This is a genomic window from Streptomyces sp. NPDC104226 (assembly GCF_055584085.1).
This window is the reverse complement of the sequence record NZ_JBVJMS010000019.1, coordinates 13,748-35,264: the sequence shown is the minus strand read 5'-3', so window position 1 is coordinate 35,264 and position 21,517 is coordinate 13,748. Positions and strand designations below refer to the sequence as shown.

The following is a 21,517-nucleotide window of genomic DNA, read 5'->3' as shown; positions in this document are numbered from 1 at the left end:
ACGGCCCGGTCGGTGGGTACGGTCGCCGGGCCTTCGTTGTCCGACCGGCCACCTACTATGCCTCTTGACGGAGGGCGGGTGGGGGCCGGGTAGGGTGGGGCAGCCGCTCCACGCCTTCCGGGCCGGGGGAAACAGGGGTGTTGGGGCGGGTTGGGGAGATTCCGGGGGCGAGCGGCCGGCTGTCGCGCGGGCCGCCGGGGCTCAGGGGTACGAACCCCGGAAAGGTGAGGTGCGCGAGGGATGGCCACTGCCGTGAGGCCGCGGACCGGGGCGCCCGCACCCGCGCCCGCCGGAGTGACGCCGCATCCGAAGTCCGGCCCGGGGCGTTTCGGGCCGTTCCGATTGCAACAACTCGTGCTCCTCCAGGTCGCCGCGGCGGCCCTGTTGGCCGCCTGGGTGGTGGAGCCGCTGCTGCTGGCGCCGGCCGGTGTGCTCGCCCTGATCCTCGTCCTGCTCGCGGTCGTCCGCAGGCACCGGCGCTCGCTGCCCGAGTGGATCGGCGGCGCACTGGCGCTGCGCGCACGCCGCCGCCGGGCCGCCGCCACCGCGGTGCCGGCCGGTACGGAGCCGGGGCTGGCCCCGCTCGTCGAGGCCGAACCGGCATTGCGCACGCTCACGTTCAGCGAGCGGGACCGTGACCGGCGGCCCGTCGGGATGGTCGGCGACGGCACCTTCCTGACCGCGGTGGTCCAGGTCGACATGGACGCCACCGCGCTGCGGCCCGACCGGACGGCGCGGCCGCTGCCGCTGGCCCTCGTACGGGACGTCCTCGAAGTGGACGGCATCCGGCTGGAGTCCGCGCAGCTCGTGCAGCACACCCAGCCGGCGCCGGCACCGCACCTGCCGGCCCAGTCGATGGCCACGCGCAACTACGCCCCGCTCCAGGCCCTGACCGGGAGCCCGGCGGTGCGCCTCACCTGGATCGCGCTCAAGCTGGACCCGGAGCTGTGCCCCGACGCGGTCACCGCGCGCGGCGGCGGGCTGCCGGGTGCGCAGCGGTGTCTGGTGCGGGTCGCGGACCAGTTGGCGAGCAGGCTCGCGGGGGCCGGTTTCCGTGCGACGGTGCTCACGGAGCAGGAACTGACGGGCGCGCTGGCCACGTCCTCCTGCGCGAACCCGATGGCGATCACCCAGGCCGGGCGGTCGGCGGCCACGGGGCGGCGCACCGAGGAGACCCCGCGGACCTGGCGCTGCGACGACCGGCGGCACACCACGTACTGGATCAGCCGCTGGCCCCAGCTGGGCGGGGGCGGGGCGGGACTTCCGCAGTTCGTGGCGCTGTTGACCTCGCTGCCGGCGCTGGCGACGAACTTCAGCCTGACGATGACCCCGACGGCGCGGCACGAGGTCACGCTGTCCGGGCACGTACGGGTCACCGGGCGCAGCGACGAGGAACTGGTCGCGGCGCGGCGCGGACTGGAACAGACGGCTCGGGGAGTCAAGGCCGGGCTGGTGCGGCTGGACCGGGAGCAGGTGCCGGGGCTGCTGGCGTCGCTGCCGCTGGGAGGAGCGCGATGAGGGGCGTTGGCGCTACGAGGCGTTCGGCGCGGGGGTCGGCTGCGGGACCGTCTGCGGTTTCGGCGCCGGTTCCGGCGGCCCGGGCAGCGGTGCGGGGCGGCTTCGGGCTGGTCGGCCCGCGCCGGGAGCGGCACGTGCTCCAGGCCGCGGAACTGGACGCCCTCGCCCTGCCCATCGGGGACGACGGGGTCGTCATCGGCGTGGACTCGGGGGGCCGCCCGGCGGTCCTCGGCGTCAACCGGCCGACGCCGTACGAGGTCACGCTGATCGGCGGCCTGTGGACGGCGCAGGTCCTGGCCCTGCGGGCGGCCGCCACGGGGGCGCGGGTGACGGTGGAGACCGGGCGCGGCCAGGTGTGGTCCGGGCTCGCGCAGGCCGCGGGCGGCGGCCAGCAGTGCGTGACCCTGCACGACGTGGGCCGGGTGCCGCCGCAGGGCGCGTCGGCGGGCAGTCCCGTCCTGGTGATCCGCGACTGCGGCATGCGGCCGCCGCGGGGCCGCGTGGCAGCAGGACCCTGGCAGTCGGTCCTGACCCTGCTCCCGTACCTGAGCCCGGCGGCTCCCCGCCTGGTACGGGGCGCCTCCCTGGTCGGCATCCAGCGGGTCTCCCCGGACGAGGCGGAGCAACTCGGCCGCCTGATGCGGCTGCCCGCGGCGGCGGTGGAGTCCCTGCCGACGCTGGGCGACGGGGTCACGCTGTGGTGCACCGAGCGGGACCGGCAGTTCGTCATGACCCAGCCGACGGACGCCGAAACGGGCCTGCTGGGCCCGGCCCGCCGCATCGACTGAGCCCTGGGGCACGGGGCCCTCGGCTGCCGGGAGGCCGCGCCGCCGCGGGTTCAGCCTCACGGGGGACCCGGGGGCGCGGGGTGGGCACTCGGGGGGTACCGGTTCGAGGGATACCGCTCGGGGATCCCGGCTGGGCGGATCTGCGCGTGTACGGGCATCCGGGAACTTCCCCGATCTGCGGTCTGCGGACGGGCCGACCGGACCGGGTGAGCCCGGAAGCGGCATCGCCCGTACGGGAAGAGCAGGGACCGGCACGCCGGACCGGGCAGCGCCCGTACGGGCGGACCGAGAACCTGCCGGTCGAGCCGAGCCGGCCCGGGGTGGGCATGCCGAGCGCAGGTAGGCGCCCGAACCGGCGGCGCCGGGGCACTTGGTACTGGGCGTGCCGGGAAGCGCGGACGGGTTGGGGACCCGCAGAGCGGGCACGGGTGAGCTGGGGTCTGCCGCGAACGGCGGCCTCCTGATCCGAGGGACACCCCCTCAGGGCTGGCACGCACGTGGACGCGTTCCTCCAGCGGTGGGGGGGCGCGGCAGGCAGACCGGGAACGGCGGGCTGCTGCGGTGCGCCGGGCCGGAGAGGGGGCACGGCCGTGCCCGACCGGCCCGAAGTCGCGGGCGTCACTGCGTAACCGGCCCGAGGGCACGGTCGCCGCGGCACACCGGCCCCCGGGGCGCGGTCGTCACGGCCGTGCACCGGATGGGGAGGGGATTGGCCGGGGATACGGCCGTATGGGCAGGATGGGGCGGCCCGCAGCCCGCGGTCGGCCTCGGGTACGGGCAGGCGGGGGCGGATACCGGCTGCGGGACCCGATTAGGCTGGGCGGCGGCGTGGCGCGGTGGGACGCCAAACCAGTGTTCGACATACCAGGAGGACCAGTGAGCGGCGATCGGAACGAGAGGCGCGGCGGGACGTGGGACGTCCCGACGGACGATCAGTCCGACGCGGAGCCCGAGCTGACGGGCGAGTTCACCATCGACTACACCCCGCCGGCCTGGTACACGCAGGGCGCGGCTCCGGCGGCCGCGGTCCCGGGCCTCCCCGAGGGCAGCGGCTTCGAGCCCCACCGGCCGCCGTCGGACCTGGAGACCCCTCCGACGATGCGCATCGCGCCGCCGAACGCACCGGCACCCGCCTCGGCCGTGCCGTACCCGGGCGCCCCCGAGGCACCCACGCCTCTGACCGCGGACTCCGCGGCCGCACCGTACGCGCCGGCCGCGCCGGCCGCCGGTCCTTCCGTCCCGCCGTACCCGTCGGTCCCGGGCCCTGCCGTTCCGCCCCACGCGCCTGCGCCGGGCACCGGACTGCCGCCGTACCCGTCCGCCCCGGACGCCGCCGGACAGTCGTACCCGCAGGCCCCGGACAACCCGGCACCACCCCAGGCCCCCGCCCCCGACACCACCCGGCCCGCATACCCGTCCGCCCCGGACGTCGCCGGGCAGCCGTACCCGCCGGCCCCGGACAACCCGGCACCACCCCACGCGCCTGCCCCCGACACCGCCCGGCCCGCATACCCGTCCGCCCCGGACGCCGCCGGGCAGCCGTACCCGCCGGCCCCGGACAACCCGGCACCACCCCACGCGCCGGCCCCCGACACCACCCAGCCCGCATACCCCTCGGCCCCGGACGCCGCCGGGCAGCCGTACCCGCCGGCCCCGGGCAACCCGGCACCGCCCCAGGCCCCCGCCCCCGACACCGCCCGGCCCGCGTACCCGTCTGCCCCGGACAGCCCGGCCTCGCCCGACGCGCCGGCCCCCGGCACCGGGCTGCCGTGGCGTCCGGCGGAAGTGGACGCGGGTGCCGAGCTGTCGGCGGGGCCGGACGCTTCCGCGGCGGCACCGGGCGCCGTGCTGCCGCCGGTCGTGTCGGCCTCGGGCGGCGAGCTGCCGCCGTACCCGGGTGCGCAGCTCCCCTCCGCTTCGGAGGAGCCCGTCGACCGGGCGGAGGGCCCGCAGGCCCCGGCCGGTCCGGGGTCCGAAGGTTCCGAGCCGTTCGCAGCAGAGGTGCAGGCGGGCGGGGGGCTGCCCGTTGGGGACGCGTCGAGCGACCCGTACGCACCGGCTTCGCCCGCCGTCGTGCGTACGCCCACTCCCCCCGAGGGGACCGTCGTTCCGGCTCCGCGCCCGGCGGACGCGTTCGGGGGATCCGCCGGAGCCGACCCGGTGGCCGGCGGCGAACTCCCGCGGTGGCCTTCGGAATCGGCCCCGCCCGCGATGGCTCCGGGGTCCCCCGGCCCTCAGGCCGGGTACGACATCCTGCCGCCGGCCCAGGCGCAGGCCCCGGCTCAGCCGCGGCCCCAGATGCCCGACGCCGGGTACGGATTCCCGCCCGCGCAGCCCCAGCCGCCCCAGCCGCCGCAGCCGCCGCAGCCCCAGCAGTACGCCGATCCCCGCGGCGGTCAGTGGCAGCAGGGTCCCCCCGGCCCGCAGGGACCGCAGGGCCCCCACGGGCACGATCCCCGCTACGGCGCGCCCCAGCCCTCCGGCGGCGCCCCCCTCGGGTACACCGCGGCCGTCGAGCTGTCCTCCGACCGCCTGCTCCGCGGCAAGCAGAAGGCCAAGAGCGGCAACAACGCCTCCGGAGGCGGCGGCCTGTTCCGCTTCGGCGGCAAGGCGGCCGAAGCGGAGCGGCGGCGCAAGCTGGAGCTGATCCGCACGCCGGTCATGTCCTGCTACCGCATCGCCGTGATCAGCCTCAAGGGCGGCGTCGGCAAGACCACGACCACCACCGCCCTCGGCGCCACCCTCGCCACGGAGCGCCAGGACAAGATCCTGGCCATCGACGCGAACCCCGACGCCGGCACCCTCGGCCGCCGCGTGCGCCGCGAGACCGGGGCCACGATCCGGGACCTGGTCCAGGCGATCCCGTACCTGAACTCGTACATGGACATCCGCCGGTTCACCTCCCAGGCGCCCTCCGGGCTGGAGATCATCGCCAACGACGTGGACCCGGCCGTCTCGACGGCCTTCAACGACGAGGACTACCGGCGGGTCATCGAGACCCTCGGGCGCCAGTACCCGATCATCCTCACCGACTCGGGCACCGGTCTCCTCTACTCCGCCATGCGCGGGGTCCTGGACCTGGCCGATCAGCTGATCATCATCTCGACCCCGTCGGTGGACGGCGCGAGCAGCGCCAGCACCACCCTCGACTGGCTCTCCGCGCACGGCTACGCCGACCTCGTCTCGCGCTCCCTCACGGTGATCTCCGGGGTCCGCGAGACCGCCAAGATGATCAAGGTCGAGGACATCGTGCGGCACTTCGAGACCCGCTGCCGCGGTGTCGTCGTGGTCCCGTTCGACGACCACCTCGCGGCCGGCGCCGAGGTCGACCTCGACATGCTCCGGCCCAAGACGCGCGAGGCCTACTTCAACCTCTCCGCCCTGGTCGCCGAGGACTTCATCCGCGCCCAGCAGCAAGCGCCCCCGAACCACTGGGGCCAGCCCCAGCCGCCCCAGCAGCCCTACCCGCAGCAGCAGCCGCCGCAGCCCCAGCAGCCGCAGCCCGCGTACGGGCAGCAGCCCTACCCCACCCCCGGCCAGCCCTGGCCCCAGCAGCCCGGTCAGCCCCAGCCCGGCGGGCCCCCGCGCGACCCGCGGCTGGGCTGACGCAGCCGGCACACGCACGAGGGCCCGTACCGCCCCCGGAACTCCCGGGACGGTACGGGCCCTCGCCCGTTGCAGAACCGCTGGTCAGGCCGTCAGGCCGTCGGCGTCGAGCCGTCAGCGCTCCGCGTCGTAGGACTCCGTCAGCACCCGCGCCCGCTTCACGTCGTCGGCGATGGCCTCCAGCAGCCCGTCCAGCGACTCGAACTTCGCCATCCCGCGCACGTAGGCGAGGAAGTCGACGGCCACCTGCATGCCGTACAGGTCCAGCCCGACCCGGTCGATCGCGTACGCCTCCACGGTCCGCTCGGTCGCATCGAACTGCACGTTCGTGCCGACCGAGATCGCCGCCGGCATCCGCTCGCCGTCCGCCGTCAGCCAGCCCGCGTACACCCCGTCGGCCGGGATCGCGGTGTGCGGCTGCGTCTCCACGTTCGCCGTCGGGTAGCCGAGCTCGCGCCCGCGCTGCGCACCGCGCACCACGACGCCCTCGACCCGGTGCGGGCGGCCCAGGATCTCGGCCGCACCGTCCATGTCGCCCTCCGCCACGAGCTTGCGCGCCAGCGTGGAGGAGAACGGCACGCCGCCGCCCGCCTCGCCGCGCTCGACCAGGTCCACGACCTCGACCTCGTAGTCGTAGGTGGCGCCGAGCTGCCGGAGGAACTCGACGTTGCCGGCGGCCTTGTGGCCGAAGCGGAAGTTCGGTCCCTCGATGACCGCCAGGGCGTGCAGCTTGTCGACGAGCACCTTCACGATGAAGTCGGCCGGGGACAGCTGCGAGAACTCCGCCGTGAAGGGCAGGATCAGCAGCGCGTCCACGCCCAGCTGGGCCATCAGCTCGGCGCGCCGGTCGTAGGGGGCCAGGATCGGCGGGTGGCTGCCGGGGCGGACGACCTCGCTCGGGTGCGGGCTGAAGGTGACGACGACGGAGGGGACGCCGAGCTCGCGGGCCTTGGCCACGGCCCGTCCGATGATCAGCTGATGACCCCGGTGGACGCCGTCGTAGGAGCCGATGGTGACGACGCCGCGTCCCCAGTCCTGGGGGATGTCCTCCAAGCCACGCCAGCGCTGCACTGTGACCGCTCCTCGCCCGAACCCTGAAGGCCCTGTTCTGATTGCCGATTGCAGGTCTAAGACTGCCATGCCGGTGGCCGCTGCCCATCATCGGCGTCGTCCCGCGGCGACGCGCTGTGAGCGAGCGTCTCGACGGTCCGGCGCGCGCTCGGCCCCAACAGCGCCGCCGCCTCCTGCGGCGCCCGCTCCAGCCAGCGGGCCACGAGTGCGCCGAAGGCCGGTTCGGCCCGTGCCAGCTCGACCGTGCGCCGCTCGAAGACCGCCGGCCCGCCCGGTGCCCGCAGCAGTTGCCGGCCGGTGCGCCGCAGCAGGTCCCGGGTACGGTCGGGCGCGGCCGTGGCCGCCCCCGCCGCCAGTGCGCCGAGGAAGGCGTCGAGCACCGACGGGTCGAGCTCCTCGCGGAGCAGCGCCTCGGCGAGCTCGCCGCGGAGCGTGTACGAGGACTCCGTGCCCGGGGCGGCCAGTACGCCGGCCAGCGCGGCCCGGACCGGGGGCGGACCGGAGCCCAGCAGGTCCCGTACGAGCGGCCGGAGCACGGGGGCGGCGGCCAGGCCCTGTTCGAGCCGCCGGTCCACGAACTCGGCGGCGTGCGCGGCGTCCTGCGGGTGCCGCGCCAGGTGGTCCCGTACGAGGTCGGCCGCGCGCCGCGCCAGGCCCGGGGTGGTCAGCACGGCCAGCGCGCGCACCACGTCGCCGTCGGCCCGCTCCCGCAGGACGGCGAAGACCGCGTCCGGGTCGGGCAGCACGGGGAGCGCGGCGACCAGCGCGGCGGCGGTCAGCCGCAGGCCGCGCCCGGGGTCGCGGAAGCAGGCGAGGGCGTCGGGGAGGTAGCGGGCGCGCACCTGGGGGTCGCGGAGCAGGATCCCGAGGGCGCTGCCGTGCAGGGAGGCGTCGCCGGGGCGGGCGAGGAGGGCCTGCGCGGCGTGGCGCAGCAGCTCGCGGTCGGCGGGGGTGCGTACGTGCGGGGCGGTGAGGGGCCCGTACGCGGCGGCCGCGACCCTGCGGCCGGGGCGCTCGTCGTGCGCCCAGCGGTCCACGGCCCGGCTGAGGGCGGAGGGCTCGTCCTCGGCGAGTACGGCGAGCAGCTCGTCGGCGCGGGGGTGCGCGGCGGTGACGAGCGCCTCGGCGAGGTCGTCGACGGCGAAGCAGCGATGGGTGTGGAGCAGGGCCTGCGCGGCGGTGGCGACGGTGGCCCCGGGCCGCCCGAGCAGCTGCCGCTCGTCGTGGAACCAGCCGCAGAGCAGCGGCTGCACGAGGTGCGGCGCGCGGACCAGCCGGCGCGCTGCGGCATCGAGGAGGCGGTGGTCGTGGGGCAGCATCCGGCGCAGCAGCTCGAACCGGTCCTCCTCGGCGACGCGCAGCCGGGTCCAGAACCAGGCCCCGAACTCCCCCTCGTCCTCCCGGCCCCGGCCTGGCCCGGGCGGACCGCCGGCCGCGGCGGTCCCGCCGGTCCCGCCGGTCCGCGTCCGACCGGCGCCGACTTCGTGCCCGGCAGCAGCCCCGGGGCGGAGGTGCCCCGCCTGCCCGCCGGCCACCGGGGCTCCGCCCTGGGCGGGGATCCGCGGGTGCCCGGTGGTACCGGGTCCCGGCCAGGGTCCGGCGGCCGCCGGCCCGTGGGGCCCCAGGGCGCCCGCGTACGCCGCCGACCCGGCCGGTGTCGGATCCGCCGCCGGCACGGGCACCGGCGTCGGGCTGCTCGCGGGCGTCGGGCCGGCTTCCTGCCTGCCGCCCGGTGCGGGCCTGGTGGCCAGGTGGGTGGTGAGGGCGTGCAGGACCGGGAGGTACGGCGTCGCGTCCGGGACGCGGAGCAGGGTTTCGCCGACGAGGCGGGCGGCCCACCACCGCGCCTCGGGGTCGGCCGCCGCGTCGAGCAGGGCCACGAGCCGCTCCAGTGCCGCCGCCCGTTCCCCGGGCGGCAGCAGGCCCAGGGCCTCCAGGACGGGACCGATGCGGTGGCGGGGAACGTCCCGGCCCAGGGTGTCCAGGGCGGCGGGCAGATCCAGGTGCGCGGCCTGCACCCAGTCGGCGAGCTCCTCGTGGGCGAAGCGGTACCCCTCTCCGGCGGGCACCAGCAGCCCCTCGGTGAGCACGGCGGAGGCCCACCCCGACCGCCAGGGGAAGAGTTCCTCGAAGGAGGCCCGGTCCACCTGGCCGCGGCCCGGCCCCAGGCACCGCCGGGCGGCTTCGTGCACCCGCCCGGCCACCCGCGCCGCGAGTCGGCCCACCCCGGGCCCGTACACCCCGGCCGTGTCGGGCCCGTAGGCGCCGACCTGGTCCGCGGCCCCGCCGACGCCGGGTCTACGGGGCTGCGGCAGCGCGGCGGACACCCGGACGGCGACGCGCAGGCACAGCAGGTCCAGGTGTGCGGCGAACACCTCGTCACGGGACGGACGGCCGGCGATGACCCCGGCCGCGCGGACCTCCGCGAGCAGCCGCAGGGTGAGCGGGTGCCGGGCGTCGGCTCCCGCGACGGCCTCGGCCGGGATCCCCAGCCGGGCCCGGGCGAGCGCCGCCTCCTCGGGGGCGAGGTCGCCGACGGGGACGGCGGGCGGCAGCCGGCGGGCCGGCCGGGCCGGGGTCCGGAGCATCCGCGGCGGGTAGAGCCGCCCGGCCGACTCCCAGTACTCGGGGCGGGCGGCCACGACGAGCCGGGCTCCGGTCGTGTCCAGCCAGGCGGCGGTGGCCCCGGTCCACGGCCCGGCCCGCGCCGCGAGCTGCGGCGGCATCTCCTCGGGCCCGTCCAGGACGACGAGCAGGGCCCGCCCGGCCGAAGCCACCAGTGCGGCCAGTGCCGACGCCTGGTCCGGGCCCGGCGCGGCGGCCGGCAGCTCCAGGATCCGCCCCGCCTCCACGAGGGCCCGGGTCACCGCGTCGGCCAGGGAGCCGTCCCCGGCCTGCAGGTCGGCGCCGCGCAGCCAGAGGGTCGGGGCCGGGCGGGGGCCGCGGGCGCGGCGGACCGCGAGGGCGGCGAGGGCGGTCGTGCGGCCGGTGCCGGGGCGCCCGACCAGCGCGAGGACCGGGCGGTCCCCGGCGGGGAAGCGGTCCCCGGCGGTGAAGGCGTCCAGCTCGGCCGCGATCTCCGGGCGGTCCACCGGCTCCGGTCCCCCGGCGGCGAGGGCCGCGCCCAGGGTGGTCCCGGTGAGCTGCAGGGCTCCGGCGAGGTTCAGATCGGCGCCGTGGCCGGGCACGGTGGCGGCGTTGCGTTCCAGCAGCGCGGCGAGGGGGCCGCCGGGATCGGCGGCGGCCGCGGCCGTGAGGGGCACGGCGAAGCCGCCGGAGCGGTGCTCCGTCCGCAGTGCGGTGCACAGGACCGCGAGCACCGCTCCGGTTGCGGCGTCCAGCACCGGGCCCCCGCAGGCCTCGCCGCCGAGCCGCAGCGCGTCGCGGCCGTCGGTCCCGATGGCCAGCTCCAGCACGGCCGGGAGCCGGTGGAGCCGGTCCGCCGCCGTCGTCGCCCCCGCCGGCCCCGGCCCCGCCGTCGCCGCCGTCCCCACCCTCGTCGTGGTGGCGGTCGCCGCGTAGGTGGCCTCGGCCCCGCCGAGCACCCGCGCCTGGCGCCAGCCCCGCGCGGACAGCCGTACGTACGTCCCGGGAGCGATCTCCGCGCGCGGAGCGACCGGCAGCGGCCGCACCCCGAGCCCGTCGCTCCGTACGAGCGCGAGCCCCAGTTCCGGCAGGGCGGTCACGTCCGAGGCCCCCGCCACCCAGGTCCGCTCCCCCGGCGCCGGCCCGTGCAGGACCACCCGGGCCAGTCCGTCGACGGCCTCGTGGCTGGTGAGCACCGTCCCCCGGTCGTCCGCGACGAACCCGCTCCCCCGCGGCCTCCCGGTGAGATCGCAGATCCTGATCAGTTCCGCCGTCACCGCACCACTCCCCGCCGCGCGTGCCCCGTAGCCACGACCGTAGGCAGGTGAAGATCAGCGGGAACAGCACGCGAGGCGAAAGCGCCCCCTTACGCTCCCTCCATTCACTCCGAGCGCCTGCTCGGACGGGTGAATAAGGGGCTCCGGGTGGATAGAGACCTACCCGAGGGGGGTCGTGGAGCGGTGAGCAGCAGTCCGTGTGCGCTCACCGCTCCACGTCAAACGAGAACCGGCCGGCCCGAAGGCCGACCGGTTCACTGCATCGGGGGACGCGCCGGGCGCGGAACCCGTCAGGCGAAGACGGCGAGCGACTTCGCCTTGCCGCCCTTGCTCTCGACGAGCCCGAGCAGCTGCCCGTCCGGACCGTAGACCGCGACCGCCTTGCCGGGCTCGTACTCGTCCGGCATGTCGATCCGCACGCCGTTCGCCAGCAGCGACGCCCGCCGGGCGTCGAGCTGCCAGCGCGGGAACGCGGCAGCCGCCGCCTCGCCGATCGGCATGACGGTCAGCTCCTCCTGGAGCTGGTCGAGGGTGCGCGCCCGGTCGATCTTGTACGGGCCCACCCGCGTGCGCCGCAGCGCCGTGAGGTGCCCGCCGACGCCCAGGTCGGCGCCCAGGTCCCGCGCGAGCGCGCGGATGTACGTACCGCTGGAGCAGACCACGGAGACGACGAGGTCGACGACCTTGGTGCCGTCCTCGGCCTCCGCCTCCCGCATGTCGTACACCTGGAACGAGGACACGGTCACCGGGCGGGCCGGGATCTCGAAGTCCTCGCCGTCGCGTGCGCGCTTGTAGGAGCGCACGCCCTTGATCTTGATGGCGCTGACCTTGGACGGGACCTGCATGATCTCGCCGGACAGCTTGGCGATGCCCGCGTCCACGCCCTCCCGGGTGACCCCGGAGGCGTCCGCGGAGGAGGTGATCTCGCCTTCGGCGTCGTCCGTCAGGGTGTTCTGGCCCAGCCGGATGGTGCCGAGGTACTCCTTCTCCGTGAGCGCGAGGTGGCCGAGGAGCTTGGTGGCCTTCTCCACGCCCAGGACCAGCACGCCCGTCGCCATCGGGTCGAGCGTGCCGGCGTGGCCGACGCGGCGGGTCTTGGCGATCCCGCGCATCTTGGCGACCACGTCGTGCGAAGTGAAACCGGACGGCTTGTCGACGATGACCAGGCCGTCCGGCGTCTTCCCTGCGTTGTCGCTCATTACGCGGTGGCGTCCTCGTCGTCGTCCCCGGTGGAGGCGTCGTCCTCGTCCGGCTTCTTGTACGGGTCGGCGTCGCCGGCGTACTGGGCGCCGGAGGACACCTCGCGCACCTGGGCGTCGGAGGTCCGCGCCTTCTCGAGGAGGTCCTCGATGGTCTTGGCGTTCTCCGGGAGGGCGTCCGCCACGAAGGTCAGGGTGGGCGTGAACTTGGTTCCCGCCGCCCGGCCGACCGCGGAGCGCAGGACGCCCTTGGCGCTCTCCAGGCCCGCTGCCGCACTGGCCCGGTCCTCGTCGTCACCGTAGACCGTGTAGAAGACCGTGGCCTCCCGCAGGTCGCCGGTGACCCTGGTGTCCGTGATGGTCACGTGCGTACCGAGGCGGGGGTCCTTGACGCCGCGCTGCAGCTTCTCGGCCACCACCTCCCGGATGAGGTCCGCCAGCTTCTTCGCCCGCGCATTGTCGGCCACTGGTCCGTCTCCTTCTTCGTCTTGCGGTCAGTCTTCATCACCGTGGAGCCGCCGTCGTACCGACAGCAGCTCCACTTCCGGACGTGCCGCGACCAGCCGCTCGCAGCGGTCCAGTACATCCGAGAGGAACCCCGTGTCCCCACTCACCAGAGCGACCCCTATGCGGGCCCGGCGGTGCAGGTCCTGGTCGCCCACTTCGGCCGCGCTCACAGAGAACTTGCGCTGGAGCTCGGCCACGATGGGCCGGACGACGGAGCGTTTCTCCTTCAGCGAGTGAACGTCGCCGAGGAGCAGATCGAAGGACAGAGTCCCCACGTACATGCAGGTCCGGATATCCCGCCGGTGCGGGTTCGGTGGCCTGCCGGCCGTCGCGCGGCAGGATCATCAGAACCGTACACGCAACGGCCGGGGCCGATCGACGGATATTCCGCCGACCGGCCCCGGTGTCACACAGCTACCTACGACACGGTGCGAACCGCCTCGCGCTTACGCGCGGGGCTTCTCGCGCATCTCGTACGTCGCGATGACGTCGTCGATCTTGATGTCGTTGAAGTTGCCGAGGTTGATACCGCCCTCGAAGCCTTCGCGGATCTCGGTGACGTCGTCCTTGAAGCGGCGCAGACCGGAGATGGTGAGGCTCTCGGCGATGACCTTGCCATCGCGCAGGAGCCGCGCCTTGGTGTTGCGCTTGACCTCGCCGGACCGGATGAGGACACCGGCGATGTTGCCCAGCTTGGACGAGCGGAAGACCTCGCGGACCTCCGCCGTACCGAGCTCGACCTCTTCGTACTCCGGCTTGAGGAGGCCCTTGAGCGCCGCCTCGATCTCCTCGATGGCCTGGTAGATCACCGAGTAGTAGCGGACGTCGACACCCTCGCGCTCCGCCATCTGCGCGGCACGGCCGGCCGCACGGACGTTGTAGCCGATGACGATGGCGTCGGAGCCCATCGCCAGGTTGATGTCGGACTCGGTGACCGCACCCACACCGCGGTGCAGGATGCGGATGTCGACCTCTTCGCCGACGTCGAGCTGGAGCAGCGAGGACTCGAGGGCCTCGACCGCACCGGACGCGTCGCCCTTGATGATGAGGTTGAGTTCCTGGACCAGACCGGCCTTGAGGACCGAGTCGAGGTCTTCCAGGGACACCCGGCGGACGCGCTTGGCGAAGTTGGCGTTGCGCTCACGCGCAGCACGCTTCTCGGCGATCTGACGGGCGGTGCGGTCCTCGTCGACGACGAGGAAGTTGTCGCCGGCGCCGGGGACGTTGGTGAGACCCAGGACCAGGACGGGGGTCGCGGGACCCGCTTCCTCGACGTTGTTGCCCTTGTCGTCGAGCATGGCGCGCACGCGGCCGTAGGCGTCGCCCACGACCATCGTGTCGCCGACGCGGAGGGTACCGCGCTGGACGAGGACGGTGGCGACGGCACCGCGGCCGCGGTCGAGGTGGGACTCGATCGCAATACCCTGAGCGTCCTGCTCCGGGTTGGCGCGCAGGTCGAGCGAGGCGTCGGCGGTGAGGACGACGGCCTCCAGCAGGGAGTCGATGTGCAGACCCTGCTTGGCGGAGATGTCGACGAACATCGTGTCGCCGCCGTATTCCTCGGCGACCAGACCGAACTCGGTGAGCTGACCGCGCACCTTGACCGGGTCGGCACCCTCGACGTCGATCTTGTTGACCGCGACGACGATCGGGACGCCGGCGGCCTGGGCGTGGTTGAGCGCCTCGATCGTCTGCGGCATGACGCCGTCGTTGGCCGCGACCACCAGGATCGCGATGTCGGTCGACTTCGCACCACGGGCACGCATGGCGGTGAACGCCTCGTGACCCGGGGTGTCGATGAAGGTGATCTTGCGGTCTTCGTCGTTGACCTGGGTGGTGACCTGGTACGCACCGATGTGCTGCGTGATGCCGCCGGCCTCGCCCGCAACGACGTTCGTCTTGCGGATGGCGTCGAGCAGTCGGGTCTTACCGTGGTCGACGTGACCCATGACGGTCACGACCGGCGGACGCGGCATGAGGAATTCCTCGCCGCCCTCGTCCTCGCCGAACTCGATGTCGAAGCCCTCGAGGAGCTCGCGGTCCTCTTCCTCCGGGCTGACGATCTGAACGACGTAGTTCATCTCGCCGGCCAGCATTTCGAGGGTCTCGTCGGAGACGGACTGCGTGGCCGTGACCATCTCGCCGAGGTTCATCATCACGGCGACGAGCGACGCCGGGTTGGCGTTGATCTTCTCCGCGAAGTCGGTGAGGGAGGCACCGCGCGACAGGCGAACGGTCTCGCCGTGGCCGCGGGGCAGCATCACGCCGCCGACCGACGGGGCCTGCATGGCCTCGTACTCCTGGCGACGCTGGCGCTTGGACTTGCGACCACGACGCGCCGGACCACCGGGACGGCCGAAGGCACCCTGCGTGCCACCACGGGCACCGGGACCACCGGGACGACCACCGAAGCCGGGACGACCGCCGCCACCGGCACCGGCCGGACCGCCGCCGAAGCCGCCGCCACCCGGACGGGGGCCGCCGAAGCCGCCGCCACCCGCGGGACGGGAGCCCGGACCGGCCGGACGGCCGGCGAAGCCGCCACCGGGACGACCCGCGCCACCGGCACCGCCGGGACGGGGACCACCGGCACCGGGACCACGGCCACCGGGGCCGCCACCGGGACGGGGACCGGGACCACCGGCAGCGGGACGCTGCGGCATCATGCCCGGGTTCGGACGGTTACCACCGGGAGCACCACCGGGACGCGGGGCGCCGCCCTGCGGGCGGGGCATGCCGCCCGGGGTCGGACGGCCTGCGCCCTGACCCTGCGGACGCGGGGCGCCGCCGGGGCCGCCCTGCGGGCGGGGAGCACCCTGGCCGCCGCCGGCGCCGGGGGCACCGGGACGGGGAGCGCCGGCCGGACGGGGCGCCTGCGGGCGCGCCATGCCGGTGGAGCCACCAGAGGTGAAGGGGTTGTTGCCCGGACGGGGACCGGCCGGACGGGCGCCCTGGGGACGCGGGGCCTGGGCACCGGGACCGGCGGGACGCTCGGCACGCGCCGGAGCGGCACCGGCCGGACGCGGGGCGCCGGGACGGGCGCCGGGCTGGCCGCCCTGGCCCGGGGCCGGACGCTGCTGCGCCGGACGGGGGCCGGGAGCCGCGGCGGGACGCGCCGGGGCGGCCGGAGCCGCCGGGGGCGCGGAGAACTCGGTCGCCACGGGAGCCGCCGGAGCGGGCTTCGGGGCGGCCGGAGCCTTGGGACCGGGACGCGGGCCGCCGGGGGCGGCCGGGGTCACCGGGGCGGGCGCCGCGGCGGCCGGAGCCTCTGCGACGACCGGCTTGGGGGCCGGTGCGCCGGGCTTCGGCGCAGCGGGTCGTGCGGGACCCGGGGTCGGGGCCCCGGGCTTGGCGGGCGCCGCGCTGCGGGGCGCGCCAGGCTTCGCAGGGGCCTTGCCGGCGTTGCCGCCGGGACCCTGCAATGCGTCGGTCAACTTGCGTACGACCGGCGCCTCGATCGTCGAGGACGCCGAACGGACGAACTCACCGAGTTCCTGGAGCTTGGCCATGACGACCTTGCTCTCAACTCCGAACTCCTTGGCGAGTTCGTATACCCGGACCTTAGCCACTTCGCTCCTTTTAGGTCCGGGTTACGCCGGACCGTCTCTACTTCATGCTCGTACTCATCGCGTACTCATCGAGGGGTGCTCATCGCAATCTCGACCTACTTCCAACTCGCGAGGTACCTGACCGCACGGTGAATCCGTGCCGTACTACGTGCTTACTGTGTCGCCTCGGCCGCATCGGCCAGGGCTTCGTGCAGTTCCGCCGTGTCGAACGGTCCTGCGGACTTGAAGGCCCGGGAGAACGCCCTGCGGCGGACAGCCTGGTCGAGGCAGACCACGGCGGGGTGCACGTAGGCACCCCGGCCGGGCAGCGTACCGCGAGGATCGGAGACACATTTGTCACCGACCGCCACGATGCGCAGCAGATCGCTCTTGGCCGCTCGCTCCCGACACCCCACACAGGTGCGTTCGGGGCATGCGCGGGCTTGCGTCCGGCCAGACACGGTTAAGTCTACCTCCCCGTACCGACCTCACCCCTTCGGGCGAAAAATCGAACGGATGTTGTCGCGATCCTTGACGGACCGAGCTCTTGATCTGTCTACCGCCCGGACAGCTCCGGGCGGTAGCGGTTTATTCCCCGCGCCGGTCGTCGTCGCGGCGGTCGTCCCCGTCCGAGGGCTGCTCGGTGTCGGGACGGATGTCGATGCGCCAGCCGGTCAGGCGCGCGGCGAGGCGGGCGTTCTGGCCCTCCTTGCCGATGGCCAGCGACAGCTGGTAGTCGGGCACGGTCACCCGGGCGGACCGGGTGTCCCAGTCCACGACCTCGACCTTGCTCACCCGGGCGGGTGACAGGGCGTTGGCGACCATCTCCGCCGGGTCGTCCGACCAGTCGACGATGTCGATCTTCTCGCCGTGCAGCTCGGCCATCACGTTGCGCACGCGGCTGCCCATCGGGCCGATGCAGGCACCCTTCGGGTTGAGGCCGGAGCGGTTGGCGCGGACCGCGATCTTGGTGCGGTGACCGGCCTCGCGGGCGATGGCGCAGATCTCGACGCTGCCGTCGGCGATCTCCGGGACCTCCAGCGCGAACAGCTTCTTCACCAGGTTCGGGTGGGTGCGCGACAGGGTCACGGACGGACCGCGGACACCCTTCGCCACCCGCACGACGTACGACTTCAGGCGCAGTCCGTGCGTGTACTCCTCGCCGGGGACCTGCTCCTGCACCGGCAGCATGGCCTCCATCTTGCCGATGTCGACGAGGACGTTCTTCGGGTCCTTGCCCTGCTGCACCACGCCGGTGATGACATCACCCTCGCGGCCCAGGAACTCGCCGAAGGTCAGGTCGTCCTCGGCGTCGCGCAGACGCTGGAGGATCACCTGCTTGGCGGTCGTCGCGGCGATGCGGCCGAAGTCCGACGGCGTGTCGTCGAACTCCTTGGCCTCCTGGCCCTCTTCCAGGTCCCTCGGGTCCTCGGTCGCCCACACGATCACGTGACCGTTGGTGCGGTCGAGCACGACGCGTGCGCGCCGGAAGCTTCCCTCGGTGCGGTGGTACGCGATGAGGAGGGCCGACTCGATCGCCTCGACGAGCAGGTCGAAGGAAATCTCCTTCTCCCGGACCAGACCCCGCAGGGCACTCATGTCGATGTCCACGACTACGCCTCCTCTTCCTTCTTGTCCTTGCGGTTGAACTCGATCTCGACACGCGCCTTGGCGATGTCGGTGAACACGATGCGGCGGGCGGTCGCCTTGCGGCCCTTCACGCCCGGGACCTCCAGGTCCATGCCCTCGTCGTCGACGTCGAGGATGCGGGCGATCACTTCCCCGCCGTCCGACGTCTGGAACTTCACGAGCCGGCCGATCGCCCGGATGTAGTGACGGTGCTCGGTCAGCGGGCGGTCCGCGCCCGGCGAGCTCACTTCGAGGACGTACTCGTCCTCACCCATCGCGTCGGTCTCGTCCAGCAGGTCGGAGACCTCGCGGCTCAGCTCGGCGCACGCGTCCAGCTCCACGCCGTCCTCGGAGTCCACGATGATGCGCAGCATCCGGCGCTTGCCCGCCTTGGACGTCTCGATGTCCTCGAGGTCCAGGCCCTTGGCGGCGACGAGCGGCTCCAGCAATGCGCGCAGCCTGTCGCTCTGGGTGGTGCTCATCCGGGTGACTCCTCGGCCGCGTGTGCTGTTGTGGTTTCCGTCGTGCGTCAGGTCAAAGGGTATCCGGTCGCGGAGGGTGTTGCCGTCCGCGCTGCGGAGGGGGGCCCCGGGTACCGTGATCACACCCTGCCCGCCTTCACCCCTAGGACGTATGCGTGCCCTCGATCCTGCCGTCGCGAAGAGGCCTGCTCGCCGGTGCCGCGGGCATCGCCGGAGCCGCGCTGCTCAGCGGTTGCTCCGACGACGGGCCGCCCGCCGCGGACCCCGAGGTTCCACTCGAACGGCGGATGCGCGAGACGGCCGTTCGTGAGAGCGAGCGGCTGCTGGAACGTTACGACGCGACCAGCGCGGCCCATCCGGCCCTCGCGCAGCGCCTCGCGCCGCTGCGCGTCTCGGTCGCGGCGCACGCGGCGGCCCTGGCCGAGGGGTCCCCGGCATCCGCGCCGTCGCGTTCCGCCTCCGCGCCCTCCCCCGTCCCGTCAGGCGGCGCGGCCGCGGCTCCCCCCGCTCCGGGCACCGCGCCGGTGCCCGCCGCGCCCGCCGAAGCGCTGACCGCGCTCGCGGACGCCGAGCGGAGCCTGGCCGAGGCCCGGACGATCTCCCTGGCCGACGCCCCCGGGGAGCTGGCCAGGATGCTCGCCTCGGTGGCGGCGTGCGGCCACGTGCACGCGTACCTGCTGACCTCGACTCCGGGAGCCTCCTCGTGACGCCCACCCCCTCCCCTGCCGCGCAGGTCCTTCAGGCCGCGCAGGCCGCGCTCGCCGCCGAGCACGCGGCCGCGTACGGCTACGGCGTGATCGGGGCCCGGGCCGGGGCCGCCCGCTCCGCAGAGGCCCGCGAGGCGCACGGCGGGCACCTCGCGCGCCGTGACGCGCTCGCCCGCACCGTGCGTGAGCTGGGCGGTTCCCCCCGCCCCTCGGAGGCCGCGTACGCCCTGCCGTTCACCGTGCGCACGCCCGCCGACGCCGAGCGGCTGGCCGCCGGGATCGAGGACCGGGTGGCGGGCGCGTACTCCGATCTGGTGCGCGCCGCCGACGGCCGGTTGCGCCGCGAGGCGGCCGACGCGCTGAGCGCCGCGGCCCTGCGGGCGGCACGCTGGCGTGGTGGCGGCGTAGCCTTCCCAGGGCTCACGGAACGCGCGGACTCACCGCGGACCTAGCGCGCAAACATGCGCGACGAGCCCGGGCACAGCTGAAAGGGACCACGCACGCATGGCTTTCGAACCGCCGCAGCGGCTCGTACGGGCGCTCGGCGAGCTGCCGGAATCGGCGCACGTCTCGGACTGGCTGGGGCAGCTCCCCGGGCTGGCGGAGGCCGCGCTGGCCCGGCGCGGAGTACAGGCCCAGCGGGTGCAGGCCCCCGGCGGCCGCAGCAGCCTGGTCGTCCTCGTCCGGTACGCCGACGGGACCCCGGCCGCGCTGAAGCTGGCCCCGCCGGGGCTCCGGCCCGACCGGGAACTGGCCGCGCTGGCGCACTGGGGCGGCTTCGGATCGGTACGGGTCCTCGACACGCGCCACCACGAGGAGGACGGGGCGCTGCTGCTGGAGCGGCTGCACCCCGAGGTCTCGCTGCGGTCCCTGCCGGAGGCGAAGGCGCTGCTGGAGGCCTGCGGCACGCTGCGCAGGCTGTGGGTGGCCCCGGCGCCGGGGCACGGCTGGGAGACGGTCGCCGAGCGGACCTCCGAGCAGGCCGAGGTGCTCCGCAAGGCTCCCCCGGAGACCTCGGAGCTGGCCTCGGCGGCGCTGGCGGCCCGCGAGGAGCTGACGGCGGCGCCGGCCGAGGAACTGCTGCTGCACGGCAACTTCCGGCAGGGCAAGGTCCTCGCCGGCGAGCGCGCCCCGTGGCTGGCGGTGGGCCCGGACCCGATGGTCGGCGAGCGGGCCTACGACCTGGCGCGGCTGGTACGGGACCGGCTGGAGGACCAGATGGCCTCCTCGGCGGGAGCCTCGGGCGCCCGGCGCCGGGTGAACAAGCTGGCCGACGCGCTGGAGGTGGACCGGGACCGGCTGCGGGGCTGGACGCTGTTCCGGGCGGTCGAATCGGGCAACCGGGCGCTGGCCGCCGGGCGGCGGCGGGACGCGGAGCTGCTGCTGGAGTTCGCGGGCTGGTTGTAGGGCATAAGCCCTGTGGGGGGAACGCGGGGAGCGCGGGAAAGTGCCGCCCGGCAGGAGCAGGAGGCCGTCATGGTCGAGGAACTGCTGACAGCCGGCGCCGTTGCGGGCGTCGGGATCGTGGCCTACATGGGGGCCGCCGCCCGCGTGGTGAAGCAGTACGAGCGGGGCGTGGTCTTCCGCCTGGGCCGTCTGCGGGGCGGCGTCCGCGGGCCCGGCTTCACCTTCGTGGTCCCGGCCGTCGACCGGCTGCGCAAGGTCAACATGCAGATCGTGACGATGCCGGTGCCCGCGCAGGAGGGGATCACGCGGGACAACGTCACGGTGCGGGTGGACGCGGTCGTGTACTTCAAGGTGGTGGACGCGGCCAGCGCGATCATCGAGGTCGAGGACTACCGGTTCGCCGTCTCCCAGATGGCGCAGACCTCGCTGCGGTCGATCATCGGCAAGTCGGACCTGGACGACCTGCTCTCCAACCGGGAACAGCTCAACCAGGGGCTGGAGCTGATGATCGACAGTCCGGCGGTGGGCTGGGGCGTCCAGATCGACCGGGTGGAGATCAAGGACGTGTCGCTCCCGGAGACGATGAAGCGGTCGATGGCCCGGCAGGCGGAGGCCGACCGGGAGCGGCGGGCGCGGATCATCAACGCGGATGCGGAGCTCCAGGCGTCGAAGAAGCTGGCCGAGGCGGCGGAGGTCATGTCGGAGCAGCCCGCGGCGTTGCAGCTGCGGCTGCTCCAGACGGTCGTGGCCGTGGCGGCGGAGAAGAACTCCACCCTCGTCCTCCCGTTCCCGGTGGAACTCCTCCGCTTCCTGGAGCGTGCGGCGCCCGCACCGGCGGCTGCGGCCCCTCCGCCGGTGGAGCCGACCCCGGGTACGGCGGCCCCCGCCGCGGGGGCGTCTGCGAGCACCGCGGCCCCCGCCCAGGAAGCGGTGGCTCCGGAGAGCTCTGCGGGGCTCGGCCCCGGGGCTGCTGTGGAGCCCTGCCTGGACGGGTCCCCGCCGTCTGCGGAGCCGGACGTGCGCGGCTAGGCGCTGCGCGGAGCCGTCCCCTATCCGCCCTTCCACCGTTCCCCGGGCTCCGCCCGGACCCTTGCCGCGTGCGGCGCCGTTCCCGGGGGCCGGCCCCCGGACCCCGCTCCTCAAACGCCGGAGGGGCTGAGTTTCGCCCGGCCGGCGCTTGAGGCCCCGCAGG

The 21,517-nt window shown here is 74.8% G+C and carries 16 protein-coding genes; 7 read left to right on the top strand and 9 right to left on the bottom strand.

The window, feature by feature from the left end; genetic code table 11:
• Positions 1-240: 240 nt before the first annotated feature.
• The 3 genes from eccE to ACZ60J_RS38825 all read left to right on the top strand — a co-directional run bounded on the left by eccE (position 241) and on the right by ACZ60J_RS38825 (position 5,912).
• Positions 241-1,518, top strand: a complete 1,278-nt coding sequence (gene eccE / locus ACZ60J_RS38835) for a type VII secretion protein EccE (protein WP_469688893.1) — start codon at positions 241-243, stop codon at positions 1,516-1,518.
• Entirely contained in the window at positions 1,515-2,306 is a 792-nt protein-coding gene (locus tag ACZ60J_RS38830; RefSeq protein ID WP_469688892.1) for a hypothetical protein, read from the top strand. The genes eccE and ACZ60J_RS38830 overlap by 4 nt, the downstream gene beginning before the upstream one ends.
• 876 nt (positions 2,307-3,182) lie before the next feature.
• On the top strand, positions 3,183-5,912 hold the full coding sequence (locus ACZ60J_RS38825) for an SCO5717 family growth-regulating ATPase (RefSeq protein WP_469688891.1): 2,730 nt from the start codon (positions 3,183-3,185) through the stop codon (positions 5,910-5,912).
• Between the two features lie 114 nt (positions 5,913-6,026).
• Here the strand turns inward: ACZ60J_RS38825 and ACZ60J_RS38820 are convergent, their stop codons facing one another.
• The 9 genes from ACZ60J_RS38820 to rimP form a co-directional block, all read right to left on the bottom strand.
• The gene (locus ACZ60J_RS38820; RefSeq protein WP_469688890.1) at positions 6,027-6,983 is read right to left on the bottom strand and encodes a bifunctional riboflavin kinase/FAD synthetase; all 957 of its coding nucleotides are present in this window, start codon (positions 6,981-6,983) and stop codon (positions 6,027-6,029) included.
• A 56-nt stretch (positions 6,984-7,039) separates the two neighbouring features.
• A complete protein-coding gene (locus ACZ60J_RS38815) occupies positions 7,040-10,846 on the bottom strand; it encodes a serine protease (protein ID WP_469688889.1) in 3,807 nt (1,268 codons plus the stop codon).
• Between the two features lie 290 nt (positions 10,847-11,136).
• Entirely contained in the window at positions 11,137-12,045 is a 909-nt protein-coding gene (gene truB, locus ACZ60J_RS38810; RefSeq protein ID WP_469688888.1) for a tRNA pseudouridine(55) synthase TruB, read from the bottom strand.
• Positions 12,045-12,512 carry a 30S ribosome-binding factor RbfA gene (gene rbfA, locus ACZ60J_RS38805; protein WP_469688887.1) on the bottom strand — a complete coding sequence of 156 codons (468 nt, stop codon included), beginning with the start codon at positions 12,510-12,512 and terminating at the stop codon, positions 12,045-12,047. Before rbfA ends, truB begins: the two co-directional genes overlap by 1 nt.
• A gap of 27 nt (positions 12,513-12,539) precedes the next feature.
• Entirely contained in the window at positions 12,540-12,833 is a 294-nt protein-coding gene (locus ACZ60J_RS38800) for a DUF503 domain-containing protein (protein WP_030161467.1), read from the bottom strand.
• A 165-nt stretch (positions 12,834-12,998) separates the two neighbouring features.
• The gene (gene infB / locus ACZ60J_RS38795) at positions 12,999-16,121 is read right to left on the bottom strand and encodes a translation initiation factor IF-2 (protein WP_469688886.1); all 3,123 of its coding nucleotides are present in this window, start codon (positions 16,119-16,121) and stop codon (positions 12,999-13,001) included.
• Positions 16,122-16,273: 152 nt separating this feature from the next.
• Positions 16,274-16,561 (bottom strand): YlxR family protein, encoded by a 288-nt coding sequence (locus ACZ60J_RS38790; RefSeq protein WP_469688885.1) that lies wholly within the window; start codon positions 16,559-16,561, stop codon positions 16,274-16,276.
• A 127-nt stretch (positions 16,562-16,688) separates the two neighbouring features.
• A complete protein-coding gene (gene nusA / locus ACZ60J_RS38785) occupies positions 16,689-17,711 on the bottom strand; it encodes a transcription termination factor NusA (protein WP_469688884.1) in 1,023 nt (340 codons plus the stop codon).
• 2 nt (positions 17,712-17,713) lie between these two features.
• On the bottom strand, positions 17,714-18,211 hold the full coding sequence (rimP, locus tag ACZ60J_RS38780; protein WP_469688883.1) for a ribosome maturation factor RimP: 498 nt from the start codon (positions 18,209-18,211) through the stop codon (positions 17,714-17,716).
• Between the two features lie 155 nt (positions 18,212-18,366).
• Between rimP and ACZ60J_RS38775 the strand changes: the two genes are divergently transcribed.
• From ACZ60J_RS38775 to ACZ60J_RS38760, 4 genes are all read left to right on the top strand, one after another.
• Positions 18,367-18,918: a hypothetical protein gene (locus tag ACZ60J_RS38775; RefSeq protein WP_469688882.1), complete on the top strand. Its 552-nt coding sequence runs from the start codon at positions 18,367-18,369 to the stop codon at positions 18,916-18,918.
• The gene (locus tag ACZ60J_RS38770; RefSeq protein ID WP_469688881.1) at positions 18,915-19,370 is read left to right on the top strand and encodes a ferritin-like domain-containing protein; all 456 of its coding nucleotides are present in this window, start codon (positions 18,915-18,917) and stop codon (positions 19,368-19,370) included. The genes ACZ60J_RS38775 and ACZ60J_RS38770 overlap by 4 nt, the downstream gene beginning before the upstream one ends.
• 52 nt (positions 19,371-19,422) lie before the next feature.
• Positions 19,423-20,325 carry an aminoglycoside phosphotransferase family protein gene (locus ACZ60J_RS38765; RefSeq protein ID WP_469688880.1) on the top strand — a complete coding sequence of 301 codons (903 nt, stop codon included), beginning with the start codon at positions 19,423-19,425 and terminating at the stop codon, positions 20,323-20,325.
• Between the two features lie 69 nt (positions 20,326-20,394).
• Entirely contained in the window at positions 20,395-21,354 is a 960-nt protein-coding gene (locus tag ACZ60J_RS38760; RefSeq protein WP_469688879.1) for a slipin family protein, read from the top strand.
• Positions 21,355-21,517 lie beyond the last annotated feature (163 nt).